The 23520-nt window shown below is 49.2% G+C and carries 18 protein-coding genes, 1 other RNA gene and 3 pseudogenes; 9 read left to right on the plus strand and 13 right to left on the minus strand.

Annotation, left to right across the window (positions count from 1 at the left end; translation table 11 throughout):
• Positions 1-246 precede the first annotated feature (246 nt).
• Together EPYR_RS05015 and EPYR_RS05020 are read left to right on the plus strand one after the other, a co-directional pair.
• Positions 247-2271, plus strand: a complete 2025-nt coding sequence (locus EPYR_RS05015; protein ID WP_012667330.1) for a capsular polysaccharide biosynthesis protein — start codon at positions 247-249, stop codon at positions 2269-2271.
• Between the two features lie 126 nt (positions 2272-2397).
• The gene (locus EPYR_RS05020) at positions 2398-3018 is read left to right on the plus strand and encodes a Tar ligand binding domain-containing protein (protein WP_012667331.1); all 621 of its coding nucleotides are present in this window, start codon (positions 2398-2400) and stop codon (positions 3016-3018) included.
• Between the two features lie 563 nt (positions 3019-3581).
• Here the strand turns inward: EPYR_RS05020 and EPYR_RS05025 are convergent.
• From EPYR_RS05025 to EPYR_RS20985, 5 genes and pseudogenes are all read right to left on the minus strand, one after another.
• Positions 3582-4706 carry a restriction endonuclease gene (locus tag EPYR_RS05025; protein ID WP_315942441.1) on the minus strand — a complete coding sequence of 375 codons (1125 nt, stop codon included), beginning with the start codon at positions 4704-4706 and terminating at the stop codon, positions 3582-3584.
• A 181-nt stretch (positions 4707-4887) separates the two neighbouring features.
• A pseudogene (locus tag EPYR_RS05030) lies at positions 4888-5814 on the minus strand (DUF3320 domain-containing protein); the annotation flags it as partial.
• A gap of 7 nt (positions 5815-5821) precedes the next feature.
• Positions 5822-6990, minus strand: a protein-coding gene (locus EPYR_RS05035; protein WP_104945030.1) for an IS3 family transposase whose coding sequence is annotated in 2 segments (ribosomal slippage) — positions 5822-6741 and positions 6741-6990 — 1170 coding nt in all. Because the reading frame shifts where the segments join, the coding sequence is not laid out codon by codon here.
• Between the two features lie 69 nt (positions 6991-7059).
• Positions 7060-8775: a DNA helicase gene (locus EPYR_RS20980; RefSeq protein ID WP_226060706.1), complete on the minus strand. Its 1716-nt coding sequence runs from the start codon at positions 8773-8775 to the stop codon at positions 7060-7062.
• Positions 8679-9950: a DUF4011 domain-containing protein gene (locus EPYR_RS20985; protein WP_012667335.1), complete on the minus strand. Its 1272-nt coding sequence runs from the start codon at positions 9948-9950 to the stop codon at positions 8679-8681. The genes EPYR_RS20980 and EPYR_RS20985 overlap by 97 nt, the downstream gene beginning before the upstream one ends.
• 671 nt (positions 9951-10621) lie before the next feature.
• Between EPYR_RS20985 and EPYR_RS18930 the strand changes: the two are divergent.
• Positions 10622-10897: pseudogene (locus EPYR_RS18930) on the plus strand (IS3 family transposase); the annotation flags it as partial.
• A 375-nt stretch (positions 10898-11272) separates the two neighbouring features.
• On the opposite strand, the gene ssrA reads toward EPYR_RS18930, so the two are convergent.
• Both ssrA and smpB read right to left on the minus strand, forming a co-directional pair.
• Positions 11273-11680, minus strand: a transfer-messenger RNA (tmRNA) gene (gene ssrA, locus EPYR_RS18935).
• Between the two features lie 49 nt (positions 11681-11729).
• Complete coding sequence (gene smpB, locus EPYR_RS05060) at positions 11730-12212, minus strand: SsrA-binding protein SmpB (protein WP_012667336.1); 483 nt, start codon at positions 12210-12212, stop codon at positions 11730-11732.
• Between the two features lie 161 nt (positions 12213-12373).
• Between smpB and EPYR_RS05065 the strand changes: the two genes are divergently transcribed.
• Both EPYR_RS05065 and EPYR_RS05070 read left to right on the plus strand, forming a co-directional pair.
• Positions 12374-12808 (plus strand): type II toxin-antitoxin system RatA family toxin, encoded by a 435-nt coding sequence (locus EPYR_RS05065; protein WP_012667337.1) that lies wholly within the window; start codon positions 12374-12376, stop codon positions 12806-12808.
• Positions 12801-13088: an RnfH family protein gene (locus tag EPYR_RS05070; RefSeq protein WP_012667338.1), complete on the plus strand. Its 288-nt coding sequence runs from the start codon at positions 12801-12803 to the stop codon at positions 13086-13088. Before EPYR_RS05065 ends, EPYR_RS05070 begins: the two co-directional genes overlap by 8 nt.
• Positions 13089-13230: 142 nt before the next feature.
• Here the strand turns inward: EPYR_RS05070 and bamE are convergent, their stop codons facing one another.
• From bamE to nadK, 3 genes are all read right to left on the minus strand, one after another.
• The gene (gene bamE, locus EPYR_RS05075; protein WP_012667339.1) at positions 13231-13578 is read right to left on the minus strand and encodes an outer membrane protein assembly factor BamE; all 348 of its coding nucleotides are present in this window, start codon (positions 13576-13578) and stop codon (positions 13231-13233) included.
• Positions 13579-13769: 191 nt separating this feature from the next.
• Positions 13770-15431, minus strand: coding sequence for a DNA repair protein RecN (recN, locus tag EPYR_RS05080; protein ID WP_012667340.1), 1662 nt, complete (start codon positions 15429-15431; stop codon positions 13770-13772).
• A gap of 86 nt (positions 15432-15517) precedes the next feature.
• Positions 15518-16396: an NAD(+) kinase gene (nadK, locus tag EPYR_RS05085; protein ID WP_012667341.1), complete on the minus strand. Its 879-nt coding sequence runs from the start codon at positions 16394-16396 to the stop codon at positions 15518-15520.
• 123 nt (positions 16397-16519) lie between these two features.
• Between nadK and grpE the strand changes: the two genes are divergently transcribed.
• Positions 16520-17104, plus strand: coding sequence for a nucleotide exchange factor GrpE (gene grpE / locus EPYR_RS05090; RefSeq protein ID WP_012667342.1), 585 nt, complete (start codon positions 16520-16522; stop codon positions 17102-17104).
• 151 nt (positions 17105-17255) lie between these two features.
• Here the strand turns inward: grpE and ung are convergent, their stop codons facing one another.
• Complete coding sequence (ung, locus tag EPYR_RS05095) at positions 17256-17939, minus strand: uracil-DNA glycosylase (RefSeq protein WP_012667343.1); 684 nt, start codon at positions 17937-17939, stop codon at positions 17256-17258.
• Positions 17940-18068: 129 nt separating this feature from the next.
• On the opposite strand from ung, the pseudogene EPYR_RS05100 reads away from it, so the two are divergent.
• Positions 18069-18375: pseudogene (locus EPYR_RS05100) on the plus strand (autonomous glycyl radical cofactor GrcA).
• Positions 18376-18675: 300 nt separating this feature from the next.
• On the opposite strand, the gene srmB reads toward EPYR_RS05100, so the two are convergent.
• Positions 18676-20004: an ATP-dependent RNA helicase SrmB gene (srmB, locus tag EPYR_RS05105; RefSeq protein WP_012667344.1), complete on the minus strand. Its 1329-nt coding sequence runs from the start codon at positions 20002-20004 to the stop codon at positions 18676-18678.
• A gap of 132 nt (positions 20005-20136) precedes the next feature.
• On the opposite strand from srmB, the gene trmN reads away from it, so the two are divergent.
• Entirely contained in the window at positions 20137-20874 is a 738-nt protein-coding gene (gene trmN / locus EPYR_RS05110) for a tRNA(1)(Val) (adenine(37)-N(6))-methyltransferase TrmN (RefSeq protein WP_014538659.1), read from the plus strand.
• Here the strand turns inward: trmN and nadB are convergent.
• Positions 20859-22475 (minus strand): L-aspartate oxidase, encoded by a 1617-nt coding sequence (gene nadB, locus EPYR_RS05115; protein ID WP_012667346.1) that lies wholly within the window; start codon positions 22473-22475, stop codon positions 20859-20861. The two genes, trmN and nadB, sit on opposite strands and share 16 nt — an antisense overlap.
• 466 nt (positions 22476-22941) lie before the next feature.
• On the opposite strand from nadB, the gene rpoE reads away from it, so the two are divergent.
• Entirely contained in the window at positions 22942-23517 is a 576-nt protein-coding gene (gene rpoE / locus EPYR_RS05120) for an RNA polymerase sigma factor RpoE (RefSeq protein ID WP_012667347.1), read from the plus strand.
• Positions 23518-23520: the final 3 nt, after the last annotated feature.

Here is a 23520-nt window from a genome sequence, read left to right on the forward strand (position 1 = left end):
CTTTCCCGACTAACGGCCATTTTTCCCTTGTCGGGAGCGGAATATCCGGCTGCGTTTTTACAGAACATTGAAGACATCCGGCATATACCCGACCCGCATTACCCGCCCGCCGTCCCGGCACAAGGGAGCCTGGCGTGATAGGGAAATCAACACGCTGCACAAGATAACGACTGGCCCCGTTCGCGATGCTTTTTTTCAGCAGTCCGGGCGGGAAAGCGAATGGCAGGTTAAGCAACAGGTAGCATTATGATTGGCATTTATTCTTCCGGCATCTGGCGTATTCCTTATCTGGCCAACTTTTTGCGTGAGCGTTGCCACAAAGTTGCGCTGCGCCATGCCCTACCCGCAGAGGTAGATGCAATCGCCGTATGGGGCTATCGTCCATCCGGTAAAAAGGAGGTTCGGGCTGCCCAATCCGCCGGTAAGACCCTGATGCGACTTGAGGACGGTTTTATCCGTTCGCTGGGACTGGGTGTAGAAGGCGCGTCGCCATTTTCCATGGTCGTTGATCGTCTTGGCATGTACTACGATGCAGGACGCCCCAGTACGCTTGAACGTTTGATTCAGGACACGCCAGGTAGCAGCGTGCTGGTAGCGGAAGCGGAAGACGCCATGCGTACCATCGTTAACGAAGATCTTTCCAAATTCAATCACGCTCTGCCGTTTAAACGCACAACGCCGATGCCGTCTGACGTGGTGCTGGTGGTGGATCAAACCGCTGGCGATCTGTCAGTCAAGTGGGGCGGTGGCGGAGCGACCGATTTTACCCGCATGGTGAATGCAGCGCTGAGCGAAAATCCTTACGCGACAATCTGGGTCAAGGTTCATCCTGATGTACTGAGTGGTTCTAAGCAGGGCTATTTGGGGGCGGTAGAGTTGGATGAACGAGTCCATCTGTTCACTGAAGATGTCAGCCCGCAGTCTTTGCTACGCGTGGTGACTAAAGTCTATGTTGTCACCTCGCAGTTAGGTTTCGAGGCGTTGCTGGCGGGTAAACCGGTAGTGTGTTTTGGTCTGCCGTGGTATTCCGCCTGGGGGCTGACCGACGACCGCCATTCTGGAGCCGCCTGCCTGGCGGAACGACGGGGGCGCGCCTCACTGACCGCGCTGTTTACCGCCGCCTATTTGCGGTATAGCCGTTATATTCATCCCGCAAGCGGGCAACCGGCGAGACTGACCGAGGTCCTTGAGTGGCTGGTGCGTGAGCGCCGGCACGGCCTGCAACGTGTCGGGCATCTATGGGCGCCCGGGCTTCCGCTGTGGAAAGCGACGATGGTGAAGCCATTTTTGCACACGCGTGATAATCAGTTGACCATGGCCAGGCGTTGCCGACCGGCAGAAGCCTGCGTGGTTTGGGGGATCAAAGGAGAGCATCGCTGGGGCAGATTGGCACAACAGCGCGGTATTCCCGTCTGGCGCATGGAAAATGGCCTGCTGCGTTCCAGTGGACACGGGGCAGCTCAGAAGCCGCCGCTGTCGCTGGTGCTTGATAAACAGGGCATTTATTACGATGCGCGTCGCCCGAGCGATCTGGAACAGATGCTGAATAACAGTCAGCTGTCAGCGCAACAAGCGACAAGAGCGCAGCGGCTTCATCAGCGGCTGGTGGAGCAGCGCACCGTTAAACAAGACGTTGACCATTTTCAACTGCCCGCCGCCGCCGCTAATCGCCTAGCGATACTGGTACTGGGCCAGGTGGAAGACGATATTTCGCTTGCCACCGGCGCGCTCGGGGTGCGTACCAATCATGATTTATTGCACCGCGTGCGAGAAAACTATCCCCAGGCATTTATTTTTTATAAGCCACATCCGAACGCGCTGGCGGGGGATCTGAAGGGGGATATTTCACCTGATGCACTGAGCCGCCTGGCGGATTTCGACGCGCGCGACGTCGATATTATCCCGTGCATCATGCAGGCAGATGAAGTGCACACCATGACTTCACTGTGGGGATTTGAAGCGCTGCTGCACGGAAAACGTGTTCATTGCTACGGATTGCCTTTCTATGCAGGCTGGGGGCTAACGGACGATGAATTACCCTGCGCCCGCCGCACGCGCAAACTGACGCCAAACGATCTGATTTATCAAGGACTGATCGCTTATCCCACCTATCTTGATCCACATACCTATACGGTGATTAGCCCTGAGGATGCGGTGGCAATACTAGTCGAAGCGCCGCATGGCAGGCCGTGCACCATGAAAAAAATTCGCCGCAGGCTCAGGCACTATTTCCGCCAGCTAATGATGTTTATCAAGCTCAGGCTGTTCTGATAACCCGCCCGGGAACAGAAAATCCGGCAGCAGGGATATCTGCTGGATGAACGGAATATTTGGCAACAGAGGCTAAATTTTCCGATCGAAATCCTGCGGCAAACAGAGGGAATAAGAATCTTAACTATGCCTTCAAGAAAATACATTTTTATTGGCTTTGCTATTTTTATGTTGGCCATAACGATCGGCACCAGTCATGACCCAACCGATAAAGAGCAACTGAAAGCGTCATCGCAGGATATCGACCTGCAAATTGGCGTTATTCTGTCACTGATCGACCCGATTAATCACGGGCGTACCAGTCAGATGTATCTGGAGAATTATCTGGAAGAAATTGATTCTGGCGATTTCGAGCGTGCAGCAGAGTCACTTACCCTGGCAAAATCCCTGCTGGTAAAGGCCGATGCGGCCTTTACGGCATTTATACAGACGGAGTTACTGCCGGGGGAAGAGAAACTAAAAGAGTGCTACCGGTCGAGCTATCTTGAGCTGCGCCAGCAGGGGATGGGGCCGCTAATGGCATCCGCAGAACGCCATGACCGGGAGGCGTTTTCTGCCGCGTTGTTAACGGTGGCCAAACTGAGAGCGAAATTCGAAAAACACCTCAGCGGCGAGCTTATGCTGCATGAACGTTATTCCCAACAGTTAAATGCCAGCCCCGGCGATAATTATTTTTTTGGTATCATTATGGGGCTGCCCTATTTTGAACCGGTGAAAGGTATAAATTATGTCGCGCCGCAGATATAGAACAGAAATGCCGGATATAACGGCTGTTTGATCCTCGCTCCCTCAACTCACAGCATAATTGGATATCAACGGGGTTTGGCTGTATTTAGTGGTTCTTCTCTCATGTCCGGCCTGAAGCTTCGGCTTATTTAGCCGGACAAAGCAACACAGAACGGATTTATTGAAAGCTTTAATTGACGTTTTCGAGATATTGTAGTGGCACAGTACCAAACCTAACAGATCATCGTCGCGGCTGATAATCGCAAAAGAATTACCAGCAGCTACGCACGATGCTTCAATCCACTCAACGCAACCTTTAGGTTGATATAACTTCTATTATAAGTGATGTTTTAAATCGAAATAAGAACTGCTCCAATAGTTTTATGAAGGTCGAAAGAAACGGTTTTCGAATTTAATTCAAAATAGCCACTAAAACTTGCAGGCGCTAAATTAAAATTATTTTACTTTTTCCTGGCGGGTCAGCATATATTTCTCCTTTTGAAAACTGTCAAAATCTTACATTGCTAATCAGCCAGGTATATTTAAACTATAAACCACCTTGACTGAAAGTGGTGAGATTTAAATTATTGGAAGTTTTCAATTATCTTTTGATTGTAATCATCTATATAATTTTGCAGTTCGTTTCTATTAACCAAACGGACCTTTGCTGACTCTGCAAGTTCCTTCGCCGAGTTTGTGAAATATGAGTTTGTAACAACCATTGCTTCATCACAAGAATAAAATGTTTTGGCCGAGATGGCCTGCTGCACTGCTGAGTTGCCAACTGAACCAGAATAATTTTTTGCCTGAATTACAATGCTTTTGTCAAAACGTTTTACAAATAGATCTGCGCCTTGATCTTGTGTTCTCTTGGTTTCTTTGACGTCATACCCGAGAGTCTGGAAAACTTTAACTAAGAAGTCTTCAAACTCGAAACCATTCATAGAATCGACCGAATACATATTAATATATTTTTCCGGGTTAAAGTGTTCAAGTCGGGTGGCAAGTCTTTCAACTAATATGTCAAAGTAAATATTTTCGCAGACGGATATGTATTTTCTAATATAATCAAATGATAATAACGGAACACCAGGCATTTTTTCAGCATCTTCATTAAACTCTAAAGAAGAGAAAGCTATTCTATTACTCCAGGTGAAATATAAAAACAATGAAAGATCAGATCTAAACGTTGTTCCTGCTTCTTCTATCCATGATTTCAACGATTCAGTAAATGTCGGTTTGATATGCCTTTTTATCTCTTTCGCAAATCCGTTATACAAAGCGTTGAATGATGTAGTAAGCAAAAGTTTGTCCAAAAGCATTGGTAGTTCTTCTAACTCATTAAATCCCTTTCTAACAAGAACCTCACGGAACAGCACAAAATCAGAATAAGTACTCTTATCTTTTGATGAATCATTTTCTGATTGCTTATCGTGCGAAAACTTAGTTGTATAAATGAAGTTTGTAAAATATGGATCTTTGAACGCTGCATATTTATCTAAAACATCTTGCAAAAGCTGATTTAGCTGGGATTGTTCTTTCTTTTTCCCAAATAAATCTTTCAAAATGCCTTTTGATTGGTACTGAAATTCTGGATAAAAGGAAGGGTTGATAGGTATCATTTGTTCTGAAGTTATGGGCGCTGGCGTTTTCGTACCCCATGCATTTGTTGCCGTTGTAACGCCGCCAGAGCACCAAGGACAGTTGATCTCAAAAGATGTTTTATTGCATTAATAACATAGATAAATCATAATCTTAACCCCATTTTAAGCTGTTAAATCTATCGATTATTTTAGGTGTTATCAGGAGACGCCCGAAAATAGTAGCCTTGTAGTTTTCATTCGCGATCTCCTTGAGCGGCTTAACAAAGTAAGCCGCTAAATTATTAATTTAAGCGATATGAAACATGGGCTCTATGTAAACAATCTTATTATCGATTTCCATTTTTTCAATTATTGAGGAAATAAGGTTTTTCAAACTACCGCTTGTAGCCTTGAACCCCATGGCTCTAGATAAAGAATTCACTAGCTCATCTTGGGTAGCACCAAAGCTCTTATTGATAATATCAATAATTCCTGCCTCCATTTCCTTATTCGATATGTTTTCAGACTTCCTTAATCCTGCAGATTTAACATATGTCCTGTCTCTCAATTTTATGGAATGACTATTGTGGTATATAAAATCATCTTCCAAAGAAATTGCATCATTTGAGATTGTAATTTTTATAGCGTCTTTGACAATTGATTCAATACGAGCCCCCGCACGTTGTAAACCCCATGCGGATCTTATGCGAGTGATTACTTCATTCACATGTATCGGGGCTTCAATAAGAACAATCTGTTCGACTATCTTGGCGAGTATTCCCACTGGGGTTTCATGAATCTGGACTCTTGTATCAACGTCAGGAACAGCCTCAAAATATGCCACGGCTTCGTTGGAGCTGTCTTCAATCGTCTGTAAACCAATTTCTGTGACAGTCTCTCTTTCTACTGTCACTATCTCGATAGGTACAGCTCTCGAACGAGATAGCGAAGTTTCAGAACGATTTTCGAGCTCCTTCTTAGCCGCCTGGATAGCAGAGAGAGTTTTCTGAAGTTGCTCTTCAGGACGCTGGAACCAGTCAGTACTCCAAATTCTGTGAATGATCCATCCATGATCTTCAAGCACCGCCTGACGTAGACGATCTCTTTCTCTCGAAGACCGGGAAGAGTGGTAAGTCATTCCATCGCATTCAATCCCAATCAGGTAGCGGCCCGGCATGTCAGGGTCGGCAATGGCTAAATCAATGAAGAAACCTGCGATACCGACCTGAGGGTTGAAGTGGTCAACAAAAACTGGCCACCGCGTTAGAGTTTTTCCAGTATCGATTTTCTGATTCGTTTGGTGGCAACCCACCATTATATTCGTGCGGCCTGAGTGCGCTGTAATATCCAACGATGTAGTCCGTTATGGCGTGAGTCGCATCGCTGAAGCTTACGTAACCTGTCACTGGCACCCATTCGTTTTTCAGACTCCGAAAGAAGCGTTCCATTGGGCTATTATCCCAACAGTTTCCACGCCGGCTCATACTCTGCCTGATCCGGTAGCGCCACAGTAACTGCCGGAACTGCCTGCTCGTATAATGACTGCCCTGATCGCTGTGGAACATCACTCCTGCGGGCTTACCGCGAGTTTCCCATGCCATTTCCAGTGCTTTCATGGTGAGTCTACTGTCCGGCGAGAACGACATTGCCCAGCCCACTGGCTTTCTTGCAAACAGGTCGAGAACAACAGCGAGGTATACCCAGCGTTTGCCTGTCCAGATATAGGTCACATCACCGCACCACACCTGGTTTGGCTCTGTTACGGCGAACTGTCGCTCAAGGTGATTCGGGATAGCAACGTGTTCATGACCGCCACGCTTATACCGGTGAGTCGGCTGCTGGCGACTGACCAGCCCCAGTTCTTTCATGAGCCGGCCAGCAAGCCAGCGCCCCATCTGATAGCCTCTCTGGGTTGCCATTGTGGCGATGCTTCTTGCTCCGGCCGAACCGTGGCTGATGCCATGTAGCTCAAGTACCTGACTTCGTAACACAGCCCGTCTGCCGTCTGGTTTTTCAGGACGATTTTTCCAGTATTTATAGCTGCTGCGATGAACCCCAAACACATGGCAGAGAGTGGCCACAGGATAACGCGCCCTGAGTTTCCCGATTATCGAGAACCGTTCAGGGAGTCTGACATCAAGAGCGCGGTAGCCTTTTTTAATATTTCGTTTTCCATTTCAATACGTTGTAGCTTTTTCTTCAGCTCACGTATTTCGATTTGTTCCGGTGTTATCGGAGAGGCTTTTGGTGTTTTGCCCTGCCGCTCATCACGCAGTTGCTTGACCCATTTTGTCATCGTGGAAAGACCGACATCCATAGCCTTAGCGGCATCAGAGACGGTGTAGTTTTGATCAACAACCAACTGAGCGGATTCACGTTTGAATTCAGGACTAAAATTTCTTCTTTTCATTGGAGCACCTGTGTTGTTCTGAGGTGAGCATATCACCTCTGTTCAGATGGCCAAATTCAGTAAACCACTTCAATGCATTGTTGATTGAGCTATGTCATCATAAGAATGAATGGCTTTGAATTTTTGTTGCGTGCTGGATAATAAATTCAGAACTTCAATGCGATCAGGAACTGACAATCCAGCATTCACAAATATTTCGTTGTATACTGAGTCGATAGTACTGAGCGAATCAGATTTTTCGGCCAAGGATCTCAACGGAATATTTTTTACAGAGTAACAGTTATCAAAATATTCTTCTGGTGAGCTTCCCAGAGAGTTCCACAAAATGTGGCTTTCATTGAGCACTTCATCTGTCAGTTTTTTGAGTTGACTAACCTGATAAATCAAAGCATCTTTATTGGCAAGACGGCTCGCAATAATCCTTGCTTCAGAGTTAATTCCACCCAGAGTTTGCATCCATTCAACAAGAGATCTTAAAAGCTCACTGTCACTGTTTTCACCTCGCCAGTCAGAACTGAATGCAGACTGGCCGAAGTCATTCAACTCGTTAATTGATTTTTTAAGTTTCTGTGCCTTAAGTAAAAGCTTGAGCTTCTCAATTTGCTGCGGGATCGTTAAACTTTGGTCACGTATTAAGGAAAGAGCCAACTTTTTCGATTTTCTCCATTCGCCATTGAGTATTTTAAAAGCACCAGTTTTGTTTACCAGGCAATTTTTGGCGATTTCAACATCTGTTTCCCAGGCATTTTCAATGAAGGTAACGTTAACTTTTTCTTTGTATATGCTAAGTTGCTTTATATCTGTAACCAGGTTTGCAGCTTTTTCAATGCCCCCTTCCCATACAGTGGCAATGAATGCCTCCGAGCTAACATTGGGAGCATGAGTGATACTTTCTCCCAGCTCAATAAGACTTTTAATTTCATTTAGATTTGAAAACCCTATTTTTGATCCTAATTCTTGCTGTAATTTCGAAGCCTCTTTCAAGAGCTTAGGTGCAAGTGTTTTGATTTTATGCGTAGCAGTAAAAGCATTAATATTAAAATCTTTAGGAAGTTTATTATAATCTTCTACAAGGTTAGTAACCTCGATGTGGAATTTTTCTGCATTTATCTGACTTTCAACTTTACTGCGAAGTTCTTTAAACGAGAATCCTTCTTCAATTAAGGATTTGATATCATCTTGTGAGCTATCCCATAGTGATGAGATTAATGATTCAGATGATATTTTGGGTGCTGAGTTTATTAATTCAGCAATTCGGATGAGTTCCTGCAAGTCATTGATTTTTTCAACGCAATAGACTTCATTTGTAACTTTTGAGAGGTTAGACGTTCCCTCAATAGTATTCATAAATTCAGAGTCTAAATTTCTTAATGAAGATGTCAGTCGTTCAACTTCACTCGGAAGTATCTCAGTCCTGCCAATACCTTTCCATGGGTGAAAATCAGGAATACCGATATCGCTTATTCTTTCAATTAACTCATCTATGAGTGCGTGTCTTTTATCAAAATCGTCGTTAGTCCATAGTTCGTACCCATTTAGGTTATAATCATTTGGATTATAACCTGATTGCCTGAGTCGTATCAGTTGCGCCATAACCTTATATGGCGTTACCCCACAGGGCATATAGGATTTATGAATTCTTTTGGGGTGAGTATTAAGAATATCACGACTTTCTGTGAGATTATTGATTAACGTATCTGGAAACTCTCCCCGAGGTGAACCGAGTTCCCAAACACGTTTAAGCTCTTCAAGAAATGCTCTTTTATTCGTTTTATTGCTATGCAATTCAATGCAAGCATCTCCAATCCCAGCCTGGTCCAGCCTGGTCCAGCCTGGTCCAGCCTGCGCTTAACTACTTCAAGTGCAGCCATTTTTTCAGCAACAAACAATACCTTTTTACCGTCTGCTATAGCTGCAGCAATGATATTTGCGATAGTCTGAGATTTACCGGTTCCCGGGGGGCCTTGGATAACTAAACTCTTACCATTACGTACTTCTTGAATGGCAAGAGTCTGTGAGCTGTCACTATCCAAAATATGTAGCATTTCGCGGGGAGGAATCACTGAATCAATAACAATGTCGTCAGACATTAACTCCCCGCCAGAAAAGCCAGTTTCTAAGAGGCACTTAATTGCTTCTTGATCTGTAATTTTTGAACCTGAGGGCCAGTTATCTGGATCTAAATCTGTATACATCATGAATTTGGCGTAAGAAAATAAACCTAAATTTACTTCATTTTCTAATACTTCCCAATCTTCTTTCAATGAAACAGCTTGCTTAATTGAAACGAAATAATCCTTTAAAGAAAACTCATCATCAATATATAGGGCGGGAAGACTAATTTGATGAACACGACTAAGGAATGTTTCGAGGGAAAGATTGCTAATAATGTCTTCATCCCTGACTTTTATTTTGAAACGCTCACCTGCTTTGGCTCGCATTAACTCAACTGGTAATAATATTAGAGGTGCATAGCGTATATTTGCTTTATTATTAGGATCTATCCACTTTAGTAAGCCCAAAGAAAGAAACAGGATATTTACGCCTTGTTCTTCTTCAAGAGTTTTTGAGTCATAATATAAATCTAATAACTTTTTTTGTAATGTCTTTGGTGTGAGCTTAGTCTGAAGCTTTGTATCCGTATGGTTTGATTCTGAGTCTTCTAAGAAAATAATATTTTCAGAGTCAGAATCCATATCATTGGGTTCATCGCTTTCATCTGTTTTTTTATCTTCTTTTCCATGGAGAAAAGTAAATAGTTTACCTTCTTCAAAAAGCATTTTGAACAGGATGTCAGAACGTTCATTAACAATTTCTAAAAATTTTGTTTTTTTTGATTTTGGTATGTTAAGTAAACGATTTCTGGCTGTCAGATCGAGGAGTTCTGCTCGCGCCTTTTCAAGTTTCTGACTGAGTGATAGATTTGAGTTTCTGTAAAGTGAACCTTCATTATCGTCCATTACGCATGACCTTTGAATTAATATTTTATTTATTTATCAGTGCTTTATGCTTTGATGATTAAGTTACTAAAGATTTTCTATACATATTAGAATATTTCCGTGTAAATATTAAGATTTTTCTTATAAATTTTTGTGCTTTGTTTTTTAGTTCAATTAAATCAATTATTTAATGATTTATGTGAAAGCTATTTTTTTTTGTAAATTATTACTAATAAGATAAATTGATGTTACTTTTTGGTGAGATCAAAAACTGCACGTCAGCAGAGGACATTGCTAATACCAAATTATTCTAACCTCATAGGCAGCAATTTTATGGTTGGTGGGGTAGTTGCGTCACCGTAGCGTATGAAAAGTCCAGACTTATGATGAGGAAGCGAATGGAAGCTTTTTGATTATCTGCAGATGGAATTTCCAGATCTAACACCTGATGCAATCAAAGTTCACCTTGCGCAAGTTAATGATTACAATGAGGATCTTTTGGTTAAATTTCGAGAATGCACTTTCGACGACTGGCAGTGTAGGCAGAAGCGACTGGAGTTTAACCGCATAGATGTTGTTTCACTTTTCAGCATCGCAGGCACTGAAACCTGGCTGTTTGCGGGCGCATTCCAATAGACAGGCAACGCGGGAAAGAGGGCCTATCCCAACCGCGAGGAGATGTACTGTGTTGCCGGATAAATACCGCCGTGGCCGACCTGCCCACGTACGGTTATCGACGGGTATGGGCGCTGTTGCGGCGGGAGTCTGATCGTGACGGACAGCCTGTTGTTAACGCAAAACGGGTGTACCGCATGTGCACACACCATCTGCTTCTCGAGCGTAAGCCTGCTGATAACCATCGGAAGCAGGCCCATAAAGGACGCGTGGCGGTGGCTGAGAGTAACCGATGCTGGTGCTCAGACGGCTTCGAGTTCCGCTGCGACAATGGCAAAAAGTTGCGGGTGACCAACTCGCCCTATCCCTGATAAATAAGCGTCTGAATTGATCTTTTGTCAAATGCACGCTGTGTATTTGCAAGCGTCACAAAGACCTTACCCGAACGTCTCTTCCGGCCACTGCCATTTACCCATGATAACCCGGGCTAATGAATCGTAGCTACTCTGAATTTAATCAGGCTGAATGGGTGGGTGTACGGGGGGGGGGGATAAATTGTTTCGCTTACTTACAAATAGAAAACCCCAGATCGTAAAATCTGGGGTTTTTCTAAATGTACGTGGATTTGACGTGCATGTTTTTGTCTTTTTGTGGTCTGCTTTCTGTCTGGTCAGTGTCCATAAGTAACTGATTTTATAGTTACTGTCTGGGTGCAGTCCTGCTAAAAGTGGTGGAGCTGGCGGGAGTTGAACCCGCGTCCAGAATTACTACGCCGTCGGCACTACATGCTTAGTCCAGTTATTACATTCACCGGTTAGCTGCGAACGGACACGCCACTAACAAACTAGCCTGATTGGATTTAACGCTTCAACCCCAGGCAAGGTATCCACGCGATCTCTTTTAGTTTTGACCTCTCTTGATCCCCGTCCTAAGAGCGGAGGCTAGGGAGAGAGGGAACCTTCAGTGTATTAAGCTGATTAAGCAGCTGCGGCGATGAGTTCATACTCACCGTCGTTAGCTACAGATTCGTTATACTTTAGTTTTGCAACTATTTTTTTGCGGCTTTTAACGAGGCAAACCGCCCCTCGGCATGCTCCTAGGGCTTCGCAAATCCTGTCGAATCCAGAATCAGCCCCAAGTACTGTCGTGCACTATATCATAAAAAGCGGGCGCTGCACCAGTATGTTAGCGGTTGGCGTGCTTCATAATACGTGCTTTGTCTAATTTCCATTCGCGATCTTTAATATCATCGCGCTTGTCGTGCTCTTTCTTACCTTTCGCCACGCCGATCTTCAGCTTGGCCCAGGCATTTTTCCAGTACATCGATAGCGCTACAATGGTATAGCCATCACGGTTGGCCTTGCCGAATAGCGTATCCAGTTCACGCTGCTTTAAAAGCAGCTTACGGCTGCGGGTTGGGTCGCACACAATGTGTGATGACGCAACGCTCAGCGGCTGGAAGGTGGAACCGAACAGGAAGGCTTCGCCATCGCGTAGCAGGATATAGCTGTCGCTGATGTTGGCCTTGCCGGCACGGAGAGATTTAACTTCCCATCCCTGTAGCGAAAGCCCGGCTTCGAACTCTTCTTCAATAAAGTATTCGTGGCGGGCGCGCTTATTCATGGCAATGGTAGCGGAACCGGGTTTATGTGCTTTTTTCTTTGTCATAGTGCCCGTTAGTGTACATGAAGCGGTGATTAATGGCATCCCCGTCACGGCGGCCGCGAGGGAAAAAAAGCTATTTTAGCAGAAGCTTCGCAGTAGAGAATTTTTGTTTGATAACGGTCGATGGTATTATCAGGCGGTTATGAGAAATGACAGGAATCGATATGTCCCAGATTAGTCGTTCTGCGCTGGTCCCGTTCAGTGCTGAGCAAATGTTCCGCCTGGTTAACGATGTAGACAGTTATCCGCAGTTTCTACCGGGCTGCGTAGGAAGCCGGATTCTGGAAGCCTGCCCCGCTCAGATGACCGCCGCAGTGGATGTCTCTAAGGCAGGGATAAGTAAAACTTTCGTCACGCGTAACACGCTGACTGATAACCAGAGTATTGATATGCAGCTGGTCGACGGTCCGTTTCGCAAACTGAGCGGCGGCTGGCGTTTTACCGCACTGAGCGAAGAAGCCTGTAAGGTAGAGCTGAACCTGGATTTTGAGTTTACCAACATGTTGGTGGAATTGGCGTTTGGTCGGGTGTTCAAAGAGCTGGCCAGCAGCATGGTGCAGGCATTTACCCAGCGCGCAAAAGAGGTTTACAGTGTCTGATATCACTGTAGAAGTGGTGTATGCACTTCCTGAAAAGCAGTATATCTACAATATTAAGGTTCCGCAGGGTAGCTCTGTAGAGCAGGTGATAAAAGCCTCAGGGCTGTTGCAGCTGCGCCCGGAGATCAATCTGCAGGAAAACAAGGTGGGCATTTTTAGCCGGCCAGTAAAGCTGAAGGATGAGGTTAATAGCGGCGACCGCGTGGAAATATATCGCCCGCTGATAGCCGATCCCAAAGATCTGCGTCGCCAGCGCGCCGAGCGTGCGGCAAAAAAATAAGGCGCTTCATGCGCCTTATCTGCTCCAGCCCACCAGTAACGACCGGTTAAACGTCTTCCCGATTGACCATATGTACCAGGCTGTGCGAAACAGCAGGTCGGTTCTGCTGGTCTTAACCTCGTTCAGACCTTGCAAGCAGGGGTTAACCTGCGTTGTTGCTCAGAGCCGGCTTATTATCAATGTTGGTCAGCGTGCCGCTTCTGTCAAAAGTCAGCGTTAACGTTTGCTGCTTAACCTGCTCATGGCCTGGCTGCTGACGGAAGACGTAAAACCACTGGTTACTCCCAAACGGGTCATGCATCATCGGTGTGCCCAAGGTGTAAGCAACCTGCTGCTGTGTCATTCCGGCATGAATTTTTGCAACATCGTTGGCAACCAGGTAATTGCCCTGGTTGATATCCGGGCGGTAAACCACTCGCTCCAGAGTGGAACACCCGGCGGTCATCATCAGAAGAACCACCGCAGCAGCAGTCAGCGTTTTACAGCGCATAATCAATGTTTATTCCTTTGTGGCTATATTCGTATCCCCTGAATGCCTGAAACCGCAGCGTCAGGTCTTCCGGGGCTGTCAGTAGGCAGCGACAACTCCAGCTTCAGCTGCCGATGATAATAAACCTTTCCGCAGTTTAAAACCTCTGTGAAGCAACGATATGACCACAAACCGCTAATAAAGTGCAATGGTCAGGCAGCTAAAAGCTCTCTGGCGTTCGCCAGCGTGTTGCGTGTCACCTCGCTCCCGCCCAGCAGACGTGCCAGTTCCTGCAGGCGCGAGCGCTTATCCAGCGGCTGCATACGGGTTTCGGTCATCTCACCGTCGGTTTCTTTACTAACGTAGAAGTGCTGATGACCGCAGCCCGCGACCTGCGGCAGATGTGTAACGCACATGACCTGCGTAGATTCGCCCAGCTGGCGCAGCATTTTGCCGACCACGGCAGCCGTTGGACCGCTGATGCCCACATCCACCTCGTCGAAAATCAGCGCCGGGGTATCCATTTTACGTGCGGTGATCACCTGAATTGCCAGCGCGATACGGGACAGTTCCCCACCCGATGCCACTTTCGCCAGCGGCTGGACTGCCTGACCCGGGTTAGTGCTGACGCGGAAATCAATGCGGTCGGCTCCTTCAGCAGTCAGGTGGTCCGGGTTTAATTGAATGTCGATGGTAAAGCGGCCGTGTGGCATCGACAGCATATGCATACTGTCAGTGATAAGACCGCTCAGTTCTTCAGCGAAGTGAACGCGGCGCAGATGTAGCTGCTCTGCACAGCTAACGGCGGCGGAATAGTGCGTGTTAACGGCCTGGCTCAGTTGGTGCTGGTCGCTTTCCTGCTGGTCCAGCAGCTGTTGCTCGGCCAGCAGCTGCTGATGGAAGCCGGGCAGCTCTTCCGGGCTGATATGATGCTTGCGCGCCAGCCCAATCTGACGTGAAAGACGCTGTTCCAGTTCGTGCAGGCGGTTAGGGTCAAGGTCAAGACGATCGCAGTAGTGGCGCAGTTCGTCACTTGCTTCGCCTATCTGGATAGCGGCTTCTTCCAGCATAGAGAAAACGCCACTCAGTTTATCATCCATCTCGATCAGTTCGCTCATCAGCTGGCGTGCGCTGTACAGCTGGCTTTGCAAATTGTTATCTTCGCCATCTGCCAGCATCAGCAGCGTCCGCTGGCTGGTGGAAAGCAGCTGTCCACTGTTGGCCAGACGCTTGTATTCCTCATCAATCTGTTCATATTCGCCGCTGGCCGGGGCAAATTCATTCAGCTCTTTCAGCTGGTAGTGCAACAGTTCACGTCTGGCCTCACGTTCTTGCGATTGCTGCTGATGCTGGGCAAGGGCGCGGCAGCTCTGGTGCCACTGACGATAGTGCCGCCCCATGCTTTGCATTAGCTCAGGTTCTGCGGCATAGGCATTAAGCAGCGTTTTCTGGTGTTCGGATTTGAGCAGTAGCTGATGGGCATGCTGACCGTGGATTTGAATCAGAGTCTGGCCCAGGTCTCGCAGTTGTGAAAGCGGCACTGCGGTACCATTGATGAAGCCGCGTGAGCGGCCATCGCTGCCGATCACCCGGCGCAGCAGGCATTCATTGCCGTCATCCAGCTGATTGTCGAGCAGCCAGCGCTGGGCTGATGGGGTATCTTTCAGCGAGAAGCGGGCACAGATATCAGCTCGCGATGCTCCCTGACGTACCATATCTGCTTCGGCACGCCCCCCCAGACAAAGACCCAGCGCGTCGATGGCGATGGATTTACCCGCACCTGTTTCGCCGGTGATGGCAGTCATACCGCGCTGAAAATCGATCTCCAGCTCGCGCACGATGGCGAAATTACTGATGGTCAGTTGTGACAGCATAGTTGCCTTCCTGTATGAAAACACAGATATGGTTTTACATACAGTATATACTGGTTTTATAAACAGTAAACAAACCAGGCGATTTTTTAGAATAATTTTTTTGACCAGCCGAGCTTTGAACTTAGCGTATTGAAATAATTGTAATTTTTCGGATGAATTAAATTGAGGTGGTAATCACTGCGGCGGATAAGCACATCCTCACTCTGCTGAATAGGCAGCGCTATCTGGCTGTCGCAGCTGATCTCAAGGTCGTTGCGCATATGTGAAAAACGCAGGCGGATGGTACTGCTACTGTTAATCACCAGCGGACGCGCTGACAGGGTATGTGGGAACATTGGCACCAGCGCAATGGCATCCAGCGACGGCGTCAGGATTGGCCCCCCGGCAGAGAGTGAATAGGCGGTGGAGCCGGTCGGGGTCGAGATGATCAGCCCGTCAGAACGCTGTGAAAAGGCGAAGTTTTCATCGATATACACTTCGAATTCAATCATATGTGCCACTTTGCCCGGATGCAGCACCACTTCGTTTATGGCAGTACCGATGCGGGGCGTACCGGACTGGCGGCATACTTGCGCTTCCAGCAGAAAACGGCTTTCAACGAAATAGTCGCCTTCCAGCACGTCGGCCAGCTGCTGCAAGGCATTATCCGGGTCTAAATCGGTGAGGAACCCGAGATTGCCACGGTTGATGCCAATGACTTTTATATCGTAGCGCGCCAGCACGCGAGCGGCACCCAGCATATTGCCATCGCCGCCGACCACCACTGCCAGGTCGGCTCTGCGGCCGATTTCTGCTAATGTACCGGTTTCAACGCCTTCCAGCTTTAATTCACGCGCTATCTGCTGTTCGATAATCACCTGATAGCCTTTCTTCGTTAACCAGCGATACAGCATTTCATGCGTGGTGAGCGCGGTTGGATGGCGTGGATGGCCAACGATCCCGATACAGCTGAAAGGGTTATTCATGTTACTGACATTCCTTACGAGGTAAACTCCCCCGACAATGTGGCTGGTTCCCTTGAAACCGCGATTCTGATCCCCATAATAAGCGAACCAGCGAGATGAATATGCACAAACGCGGAGAAATTCATGAGTAGTAAAGAACAGAACACACCTATCGAGCAAGTCTCAGACGAAATTGAGATGGAGCAGGCACAAAATCAGGACGCGGAGACGGCAGCAGAAGTGGTGGATCCGCGTGATGAGCGTATTGCTCAGCTGGAGGTCCAGCTTGCTGAATCACAGAACGGCGTGCGTGATGCACAGCTGCGCGCTCAGGCCGAAATCGAAAACATCCGTCGCCGTGCCGAGCTGGATGTGGAAAAGGCGCATAAATTTGCGCTGGAGAAATTCTCTAACGAACTGCTGCCGGTGATTGACAGCCTGGAACGTGCGCTGGAAGTGGCGGATAAGTCTAATCCTGAACTGGCCGCCATGATCGAAGGTATCGAGCTGACGATGAAGTCGTTGCTGGGTGCAGTGCGCAAGTTCGGCGTTGAAGTGGTGGGTGACACCAACGTGCCATTCAACCCGGAGCTGCACCAGGCGATGTCGATGATGGAATCGGAAGAGGTCGAGCCTAACCACGTTATGATGGTGATGCAGCGCGGCTATACGCTTAACGGCCGCCTGCTGCGCCCGGCGATGGTCGCAGTGGCTAAAAGTAAAAGCTGATCCTTACAGCCAGACGCTCCCGACATCAAATAGCCGCTTCAAGCGGCTATTTTTTTATCCGTAAGCCGCTTTTGATGGCATCAAACCATTGATGATGCGCCCGCAGGCGCATTGCCATAACCGCACCGTGAAAGGGAGCGCACATATAAGGCTACTGCGGCGTGAGTTGTGGCATCCAGTCGATCGGCGTTTCACCCTGTTCACTCAACCAGCGGTTGGTTTTAGAGAAGTGAGCGCTGCCAAAAAAGCCGCGATGTGCGGAAAGGGGCGAAGGATGCGGGGCCTGCAAGACATGGTGGCGCTTGCGGTCAATGATGCTGCCTTTCTTCTGAGCATGAGATCCCCATAACAGAAACACCACGCCTTCACGGTGTTGGTTGATGGCGGCGATCACATTATCAGTAAAGGTTTCCCAGCCGAACTTAGCATGCGAATGTGCCTGACCGGCTTCCACCGTCAGCACCGTGTTGAGCAACATCACTCCCTGGCGCGCCCAGCTTTCCAGAAAGCCGTGGTTTGGGCGCTCAAAGCCGGGAATATCGGTCAGCAGTTCTTTATATATATTGACCAGCGATGGGGGCACCGCAACGCCGGGGAGCACGGAAAAGGCCAGCCCGTGCGCCTGATTGGGGCCATGGTAGGGGTCCTGTCCCAAAATCACCACCTTCACTGCGCCTAATTCGGTAAGGCGGAAGGCGTTGAAGACATCCTTTTGTGGGGGAAAAACGGTCTTACCGGACGCGCGTTCAGCGGCGACCATTGCTAAAGTGTCCCTGAAATAAGGTTTCTCTTTTTCCTCAGCCAGCACGTCGTGCCAGGTCATGGTATTAACCATTATCCTCTCCTTAATCTGTCAGAGTGCGTAGCTTATCGCGCTTTGCCTGCATGTAATAACGAAAAAGAGGGAAAGTTTGCACAAGCGAATAAGCGGTTAAGGGCGTAAAAATAGAGGCAAAACAGAAAGTTGCTTTTTTGGCTGCTGGATGGCAAAAAAGGCGGGTGCGATGCGTCTGTGCTAAAGCAGGTTACCGTGAGGATCCGCTGATAGCGGTAAGCGATTCAGGGCAGATTAAATGTCGCGAAATTCCCCTGGAGGTTGCATATCGGCTGCGCGTGGCAGGCGGTCAGCACCTTAATGCCAATTTTCTTAGCCGGGAAGGGCTGGAAGAAGTGGTGAAACATCCGGAGATTACCCCGCAGCTAACCCTACGCGTATCTACTATGTGGTCCGTTATGTTGTCCGTTTTCATGCACTGACGCCGGAACAGTAGCGTGACGTGCATATCCGTGCCTTTACGGGCAGTCTGTAAGGTTGAAACGGGGATGATAACTGAGCGGGTGTTGAATAACTCACCAGCCGTTTTTATATCTGATTATCCGATCTGATAAACCCAATAATGTCCATCCAGTACGGCGGTAAGCAATAGGGTGTGTTTTTATTACTGACTCACTGAATGATGACTCGGGGCTGGTTGTACCCGGATAATGCGGATGAAAAAACGGCACCGCGACTTGCTGGCTGGACAACGTTTGCGGTGCCGTTAATTAAGGCAAATAAGCCAACGCTCAGGCTATTCAGCTGGGTCCGTTTTAGCGCTGGCAGGCTGACGGCGTTTACCAATGTTTTTTCTGTTGCGATGGCGCTCTTTCACGCGTGGTTTCTCTTCTGCTTTTTGTTTATTTTTCTGTTCTGTGCGTTTAGCCAGCACTTTCTTCGATGGCTTACCTTTCAGCTTTTCGCTGGGCGCACGCGTGGTCGGGCGCAGTTCATCAATGACGCGCGCTTTTATCGGCTCTTTAACGTAGCGGATGATTTTACCCAGCAGCAAATTGTCATGCGCTTCCACCAACGAGATGGCGATGCCTTTTTTACCAGCGCGCCCGGTGCGGCCGATGCGGTGCAGGTAGGTATCGGAGGTGACCGGCATATCGAAGTTAATCACATGGCTGACATCATCGATGTCGATGCCGCGTGCGGCGATATCGGTGGCTACCAGCACGTTCACCCGGCCGTCAACCACGCGCTTAATCGCCTCGTTACGTTTGGCCTGTACCAGTTCCCCTTCGAGATAGCTGTTGTTAATGCCTGCTTCACGCAGCCAGCCACAGACTTCATGCACGCGCTCACGCTTACGCACAAACACCACTGCACGCGTCACTTCCGGCTGTTTCAGCAGATGCAGTAACAGCGCGGTTTTGTGTTTGATGTCATCCGCACGGTAATACCACTGCTGGATTTTTTTGCGTTCGCGCCGCGCCGGATCGGCTTCTATTTCAACCGGCTCATTGAGAATACGCTCGGCGAAATCTTTGATAGCTTCGCCTTCCAGCGTGGCGGAGAACAGCAGCGTCTGTTTGCGCCAGCGGGTTTCAGCCGAGATGGTTTCGATATCCTGAGCAAAGCCCATATCCAGCATCCGGTCGGCTTCATCCAGGATCAGCGTTTCGACGGCGCGACAATCGAAGTTTTCTTCCTTGATGTACTGCAGCAGACGTCCGGTGGTGGCAACGACCACGTCCTGGTTTTCGCTGAACACCTCAGCGTGGTTCATAAAGGCCACGCCGCCGGTGATGGTGGCAATATCCAGGTGGGTGTGTTTTGCCAGCTCGCGTGCCTGGTCGGCGACCTGCATAGCCAGTTCACGGGTTGGGGTCAGGATCAGAATGCGCGGCGGACCTGACTTCTTACGCGGGAAATCGAGCAAATGTTGCAGTGCGGGCAGCAGATAGGCCGCAGTCTTGCCTGTACCGGTTGGTGCCGAACCCAGAACGTCACGACCCTCCAGTGCTGGCGGGATAGCCTCGGCCTGGATAGCCGTAGGGCGCGTGAAGCCTTTCTCCTGCAGGGACTGCAGCAGGCTCTCGTCTAGTTCAAGTTCGGAAAAAGTGGTTACAGTCATGGTCTACCTCAGTTTGGGGCGCTGATTATAGACAGATTAAGCGCGATCTTCATCTGTTTGTGTGGAGTTAATGACTTTTCCTTCATCAGAGTTTGTCCTATGCTAGCGCCGTTTCCCTTTCAGGTCAGTCAAATGTCACCACAGAAAGCTATTCTTCGCCCCAACGGATTTACCTTCAAACAATTTTTTGTCGCTCACGACAGGTGTGCGATGAAAGTGGGCACCGATGGCGTGCTGCTGGGCGCGTGGGCTCCGGTTGCCAACGTGCAGCGCGCGCTGGATATCGGTAGCGGCAGTGGACTGATTGCGTTAATGCTGGCGCAGAGAACCGCCGACCGGGTGCACATTGATGCCGTAGAACTGGATGAAGCGGCCGCTTTGCAGGCGCAGGAAAATGTGGCGGCATCACCCTGGCCGGATAAAGTGCGCGTACAGCAAGCTGATATCGTTGAATGGACGCAACGTTGCGAACACCGCTATTCACTGATCGTCAGTAATCCTCCTTATTTCTCTCCGGGGTCGCAATGCGCGTCGCCGCAACGAACTGCGGCACGCTATACCACGGATCTGACACATGAGGTGCTGTTGGGCTGTGCCGAGGAACTGATTGACGAAGACGGTTTCTTCTGCGTGATCCTGCCTGAACCCGCAGGGAATAAGCTGGTGGAACAGGCATTGCAGCGTGGCTGGCATCTGCGTTTTCGCACCGATGTAGCCGACAATGACACGCGGCCGCCTAATCGTGTCCTGCTGGCACTGTCCCCCCAGCCTGGCGAACAGCTGCTGGACCGCATGACCATCCGTGGCCCGGATCAGCACTATTCAGAAGAGCACTGTAGCCTGACGCGCGATTTCTATCTGTTCCGCTGAAGGGGGCGCAAAATGGTTGGGCGTGCTTCCCCCGCTGTAAGCGGATAGTCAAGAATGTAGTGCAGTCCCCGGCTTTCTTTACGTTCCATGGCGCAGCGCACCATCAGCTGCGCCACCTGCACCAGATTGCGCAGTTCCAGCAGAGCGTCACAGACGCGGATGTTGGCGTAATACTGGTCAATGTGCTGTTGCAGCATGGTGATGTGCCGCAGGGCGCGCGCCAGCCGTTTGCTGCTACGAACGATGCCGACACAGTCCCACATCAGTACGCGGAGTTTATGCCGGTTATGCTGAATGACCATCTGTAGATCAGCGCCGTCAACCCGGCTTTCGTCCCAGGCGGGTAGATTGTCGACCAGGGGCAGGTCAGGCAGACAACGCTGAATATCGTCTGCCGCTGACCAGCCATAAACCAGACATTCCAGCAGAGAGTTTGATGCCAGGCGATTAGCGCCATGCAGGCCGGTATAACTCACTTCTCCGATGGCATACAGCCCGTTAACATCGGTACGTCCCTGGCGGTTCACCATCACGCCGCCGCAGGTGTAATGCGCAGCAGGGACAATCGGTATTGGTTGGCGGGTCAGGTCGAAGCCCAGCGTGAGGAGTTTCTGGCAGATAGTCGGAAAGTGGGCGCGAATAAATTCGGCCGGGCGATGGCTGATATCCAGATACATGCAGTCCGCGCCGAGGCGCTTCATTTCATGGTCGATAGCGCGCGCCACGATGTCACGCGGTGCCAGCTCCTCACGGTGATCATAAGCGGGCATAAAGCGCGAGCCGTCCGGGCGCGTTAACACCGCTCCTTCGCCGCGCAATGCTTCGCTTAGCAGAAAATGGCGGGCCTCCGGGTGGAACAGGCAGGTTGGGTGGAACTGGTTAAATTCAAGGTTAGCCACCCGGCATCCGGCACGCCATGCCATGGCGATACCGTCACCGGAGGCGACATACGGATTGGTTGAATACTGATAAACGTTTGCCGCCCCTCCGGTGGCCAGCACCACTGCGCGTGCGCGGCAGGTTGCCACCGCTTCGCGCTGGCAATCCCAGATCCACGCCCCGACCACCCGGTGTTCGCCAGGCAGGCCAATGTTGTCGGACATCACCAGGTCGATGGCGTTGCTGCGTTCAAGAAGGGTGATATTCGGGTGGCTAAGCGCCTGGTTCACCAGCGTGGTTTCCACCGCTTTACCTGTGGCATCGGCGCTGTGCAGAATGCGCCGATGGCTGTGACCCCCTTCACGCGTCAGGTGGTAGCGATGCGGGCTGTCGGCGCAGCCAGCCTTGTCGAACAACACCCCTTTTTCAATTAACCACTGCACGCAGTAACGCGCATTGCTGGCGATAAACGAAACTGCATCACGTTCGCACAATCCGTCACCGGCGATAAGCGTATCTTCAATATGGGATTCGATGCTGTCGGTTTCGGCGAATACGGCAGCAATACCGCCCTGGGCATACCGGGTCGCCCCCTCGTGTACCGGGCCTTTGCTCAGTACGATAACCCGCTGCTTATCTGCCAGGCGCAGCGCCAGTGACAGCCCGGCAGCGCCGCTACCGATGATTAATACATCACAGAAATAATCGGAGGAAAGTGTCATATTGTTTAACTTACTAAACGCGTCATGCGCCGAGCTTAGCACGCAAATTCGTGAAAAAAAAGAGACTAAGGCGAAGGAATAATGGGTTTGGTTAATGTCAGGCTGCGGGGGGGATGAACCGGATGACCGCTGGGAATAGTGAGGTAATTCGGTGTTGAGTTTACCATCCTAAACTCTGGTGGGGCGGAGTGATTATAAGGTGAAATAAGAAGCGTGTTGCGTTACTCTGCGGGCGTCATCAGGCTTGTGCGCGGATCATAACCGTGAGCAACGTCAGTACAAATCAGCGATAATGCATAATAAAGCCAGCAGGTTTGTCTGCGTCACATGATGACAACACTTAATTAGGGCGTAATGGAACTTTCAGCATGATACCGACTCATACCGCATGCTTGCTCGAAAATAGGAAGTCAACACTGGGATGGTGGTTACGCGTGGAACAAGATTGGGGGAGACCTTACCTCAGATGAGCGAGCAGTTAACGGATCAGGTTCTCGTTGAACGAGTACAGAAAGGCGATCGGAAGTCATTTAACTTACTGGTAGTGCGCTACCAGCACAAAGTGGCGAGTCTGGTGTCCCGTTATGTCCCGTCAGGAGACGTGCCAGATGTGGTACAAGAGTCGTTTATTAAAGCCTATCGTGCGCTGGATTCATTCCGGGGTGACAGTGCTTTCTATACCTGGCTCTATCGCATAGCCGTCAATACGGCCAAAAATTACCTGGTTGCCCAAGGGCGACGCCCTCCAACCAGCGATGTCGATGCTATCGACGCCGAAAACTTCGAAAGCGCCGGTGCGCTAAAAGAAATATCGAACCCTGAGAATTTAATGTTGTCTGATGAGTTGAGAAAGATAGTTTTTCGTACCATCGAGACATTACCCGAAGATTTGCGTATGGCCATCACCCTGCGTGAACTCGACGGCCTGAGCTATGAAGAAATAGCCGTTATCATGGATTGCCCGGTGGGTACGGTTCGTTCCCGTATTTTTCGTGCCCGAGAGGCTATTGATAACAAAATTCAACCACTTATCCAACGCTAGCGA

Source organism: Erwinia pyrifoliae DSM 12163 (genome assembly GCF_000026985.1).
Classification (GTDB): Bacteria; Pseudomonadota; Gammaproteobacteria; order Enterobacterales; family Enterobacteriaceae; genus Erwinia; species Erwinia pyrifoliae.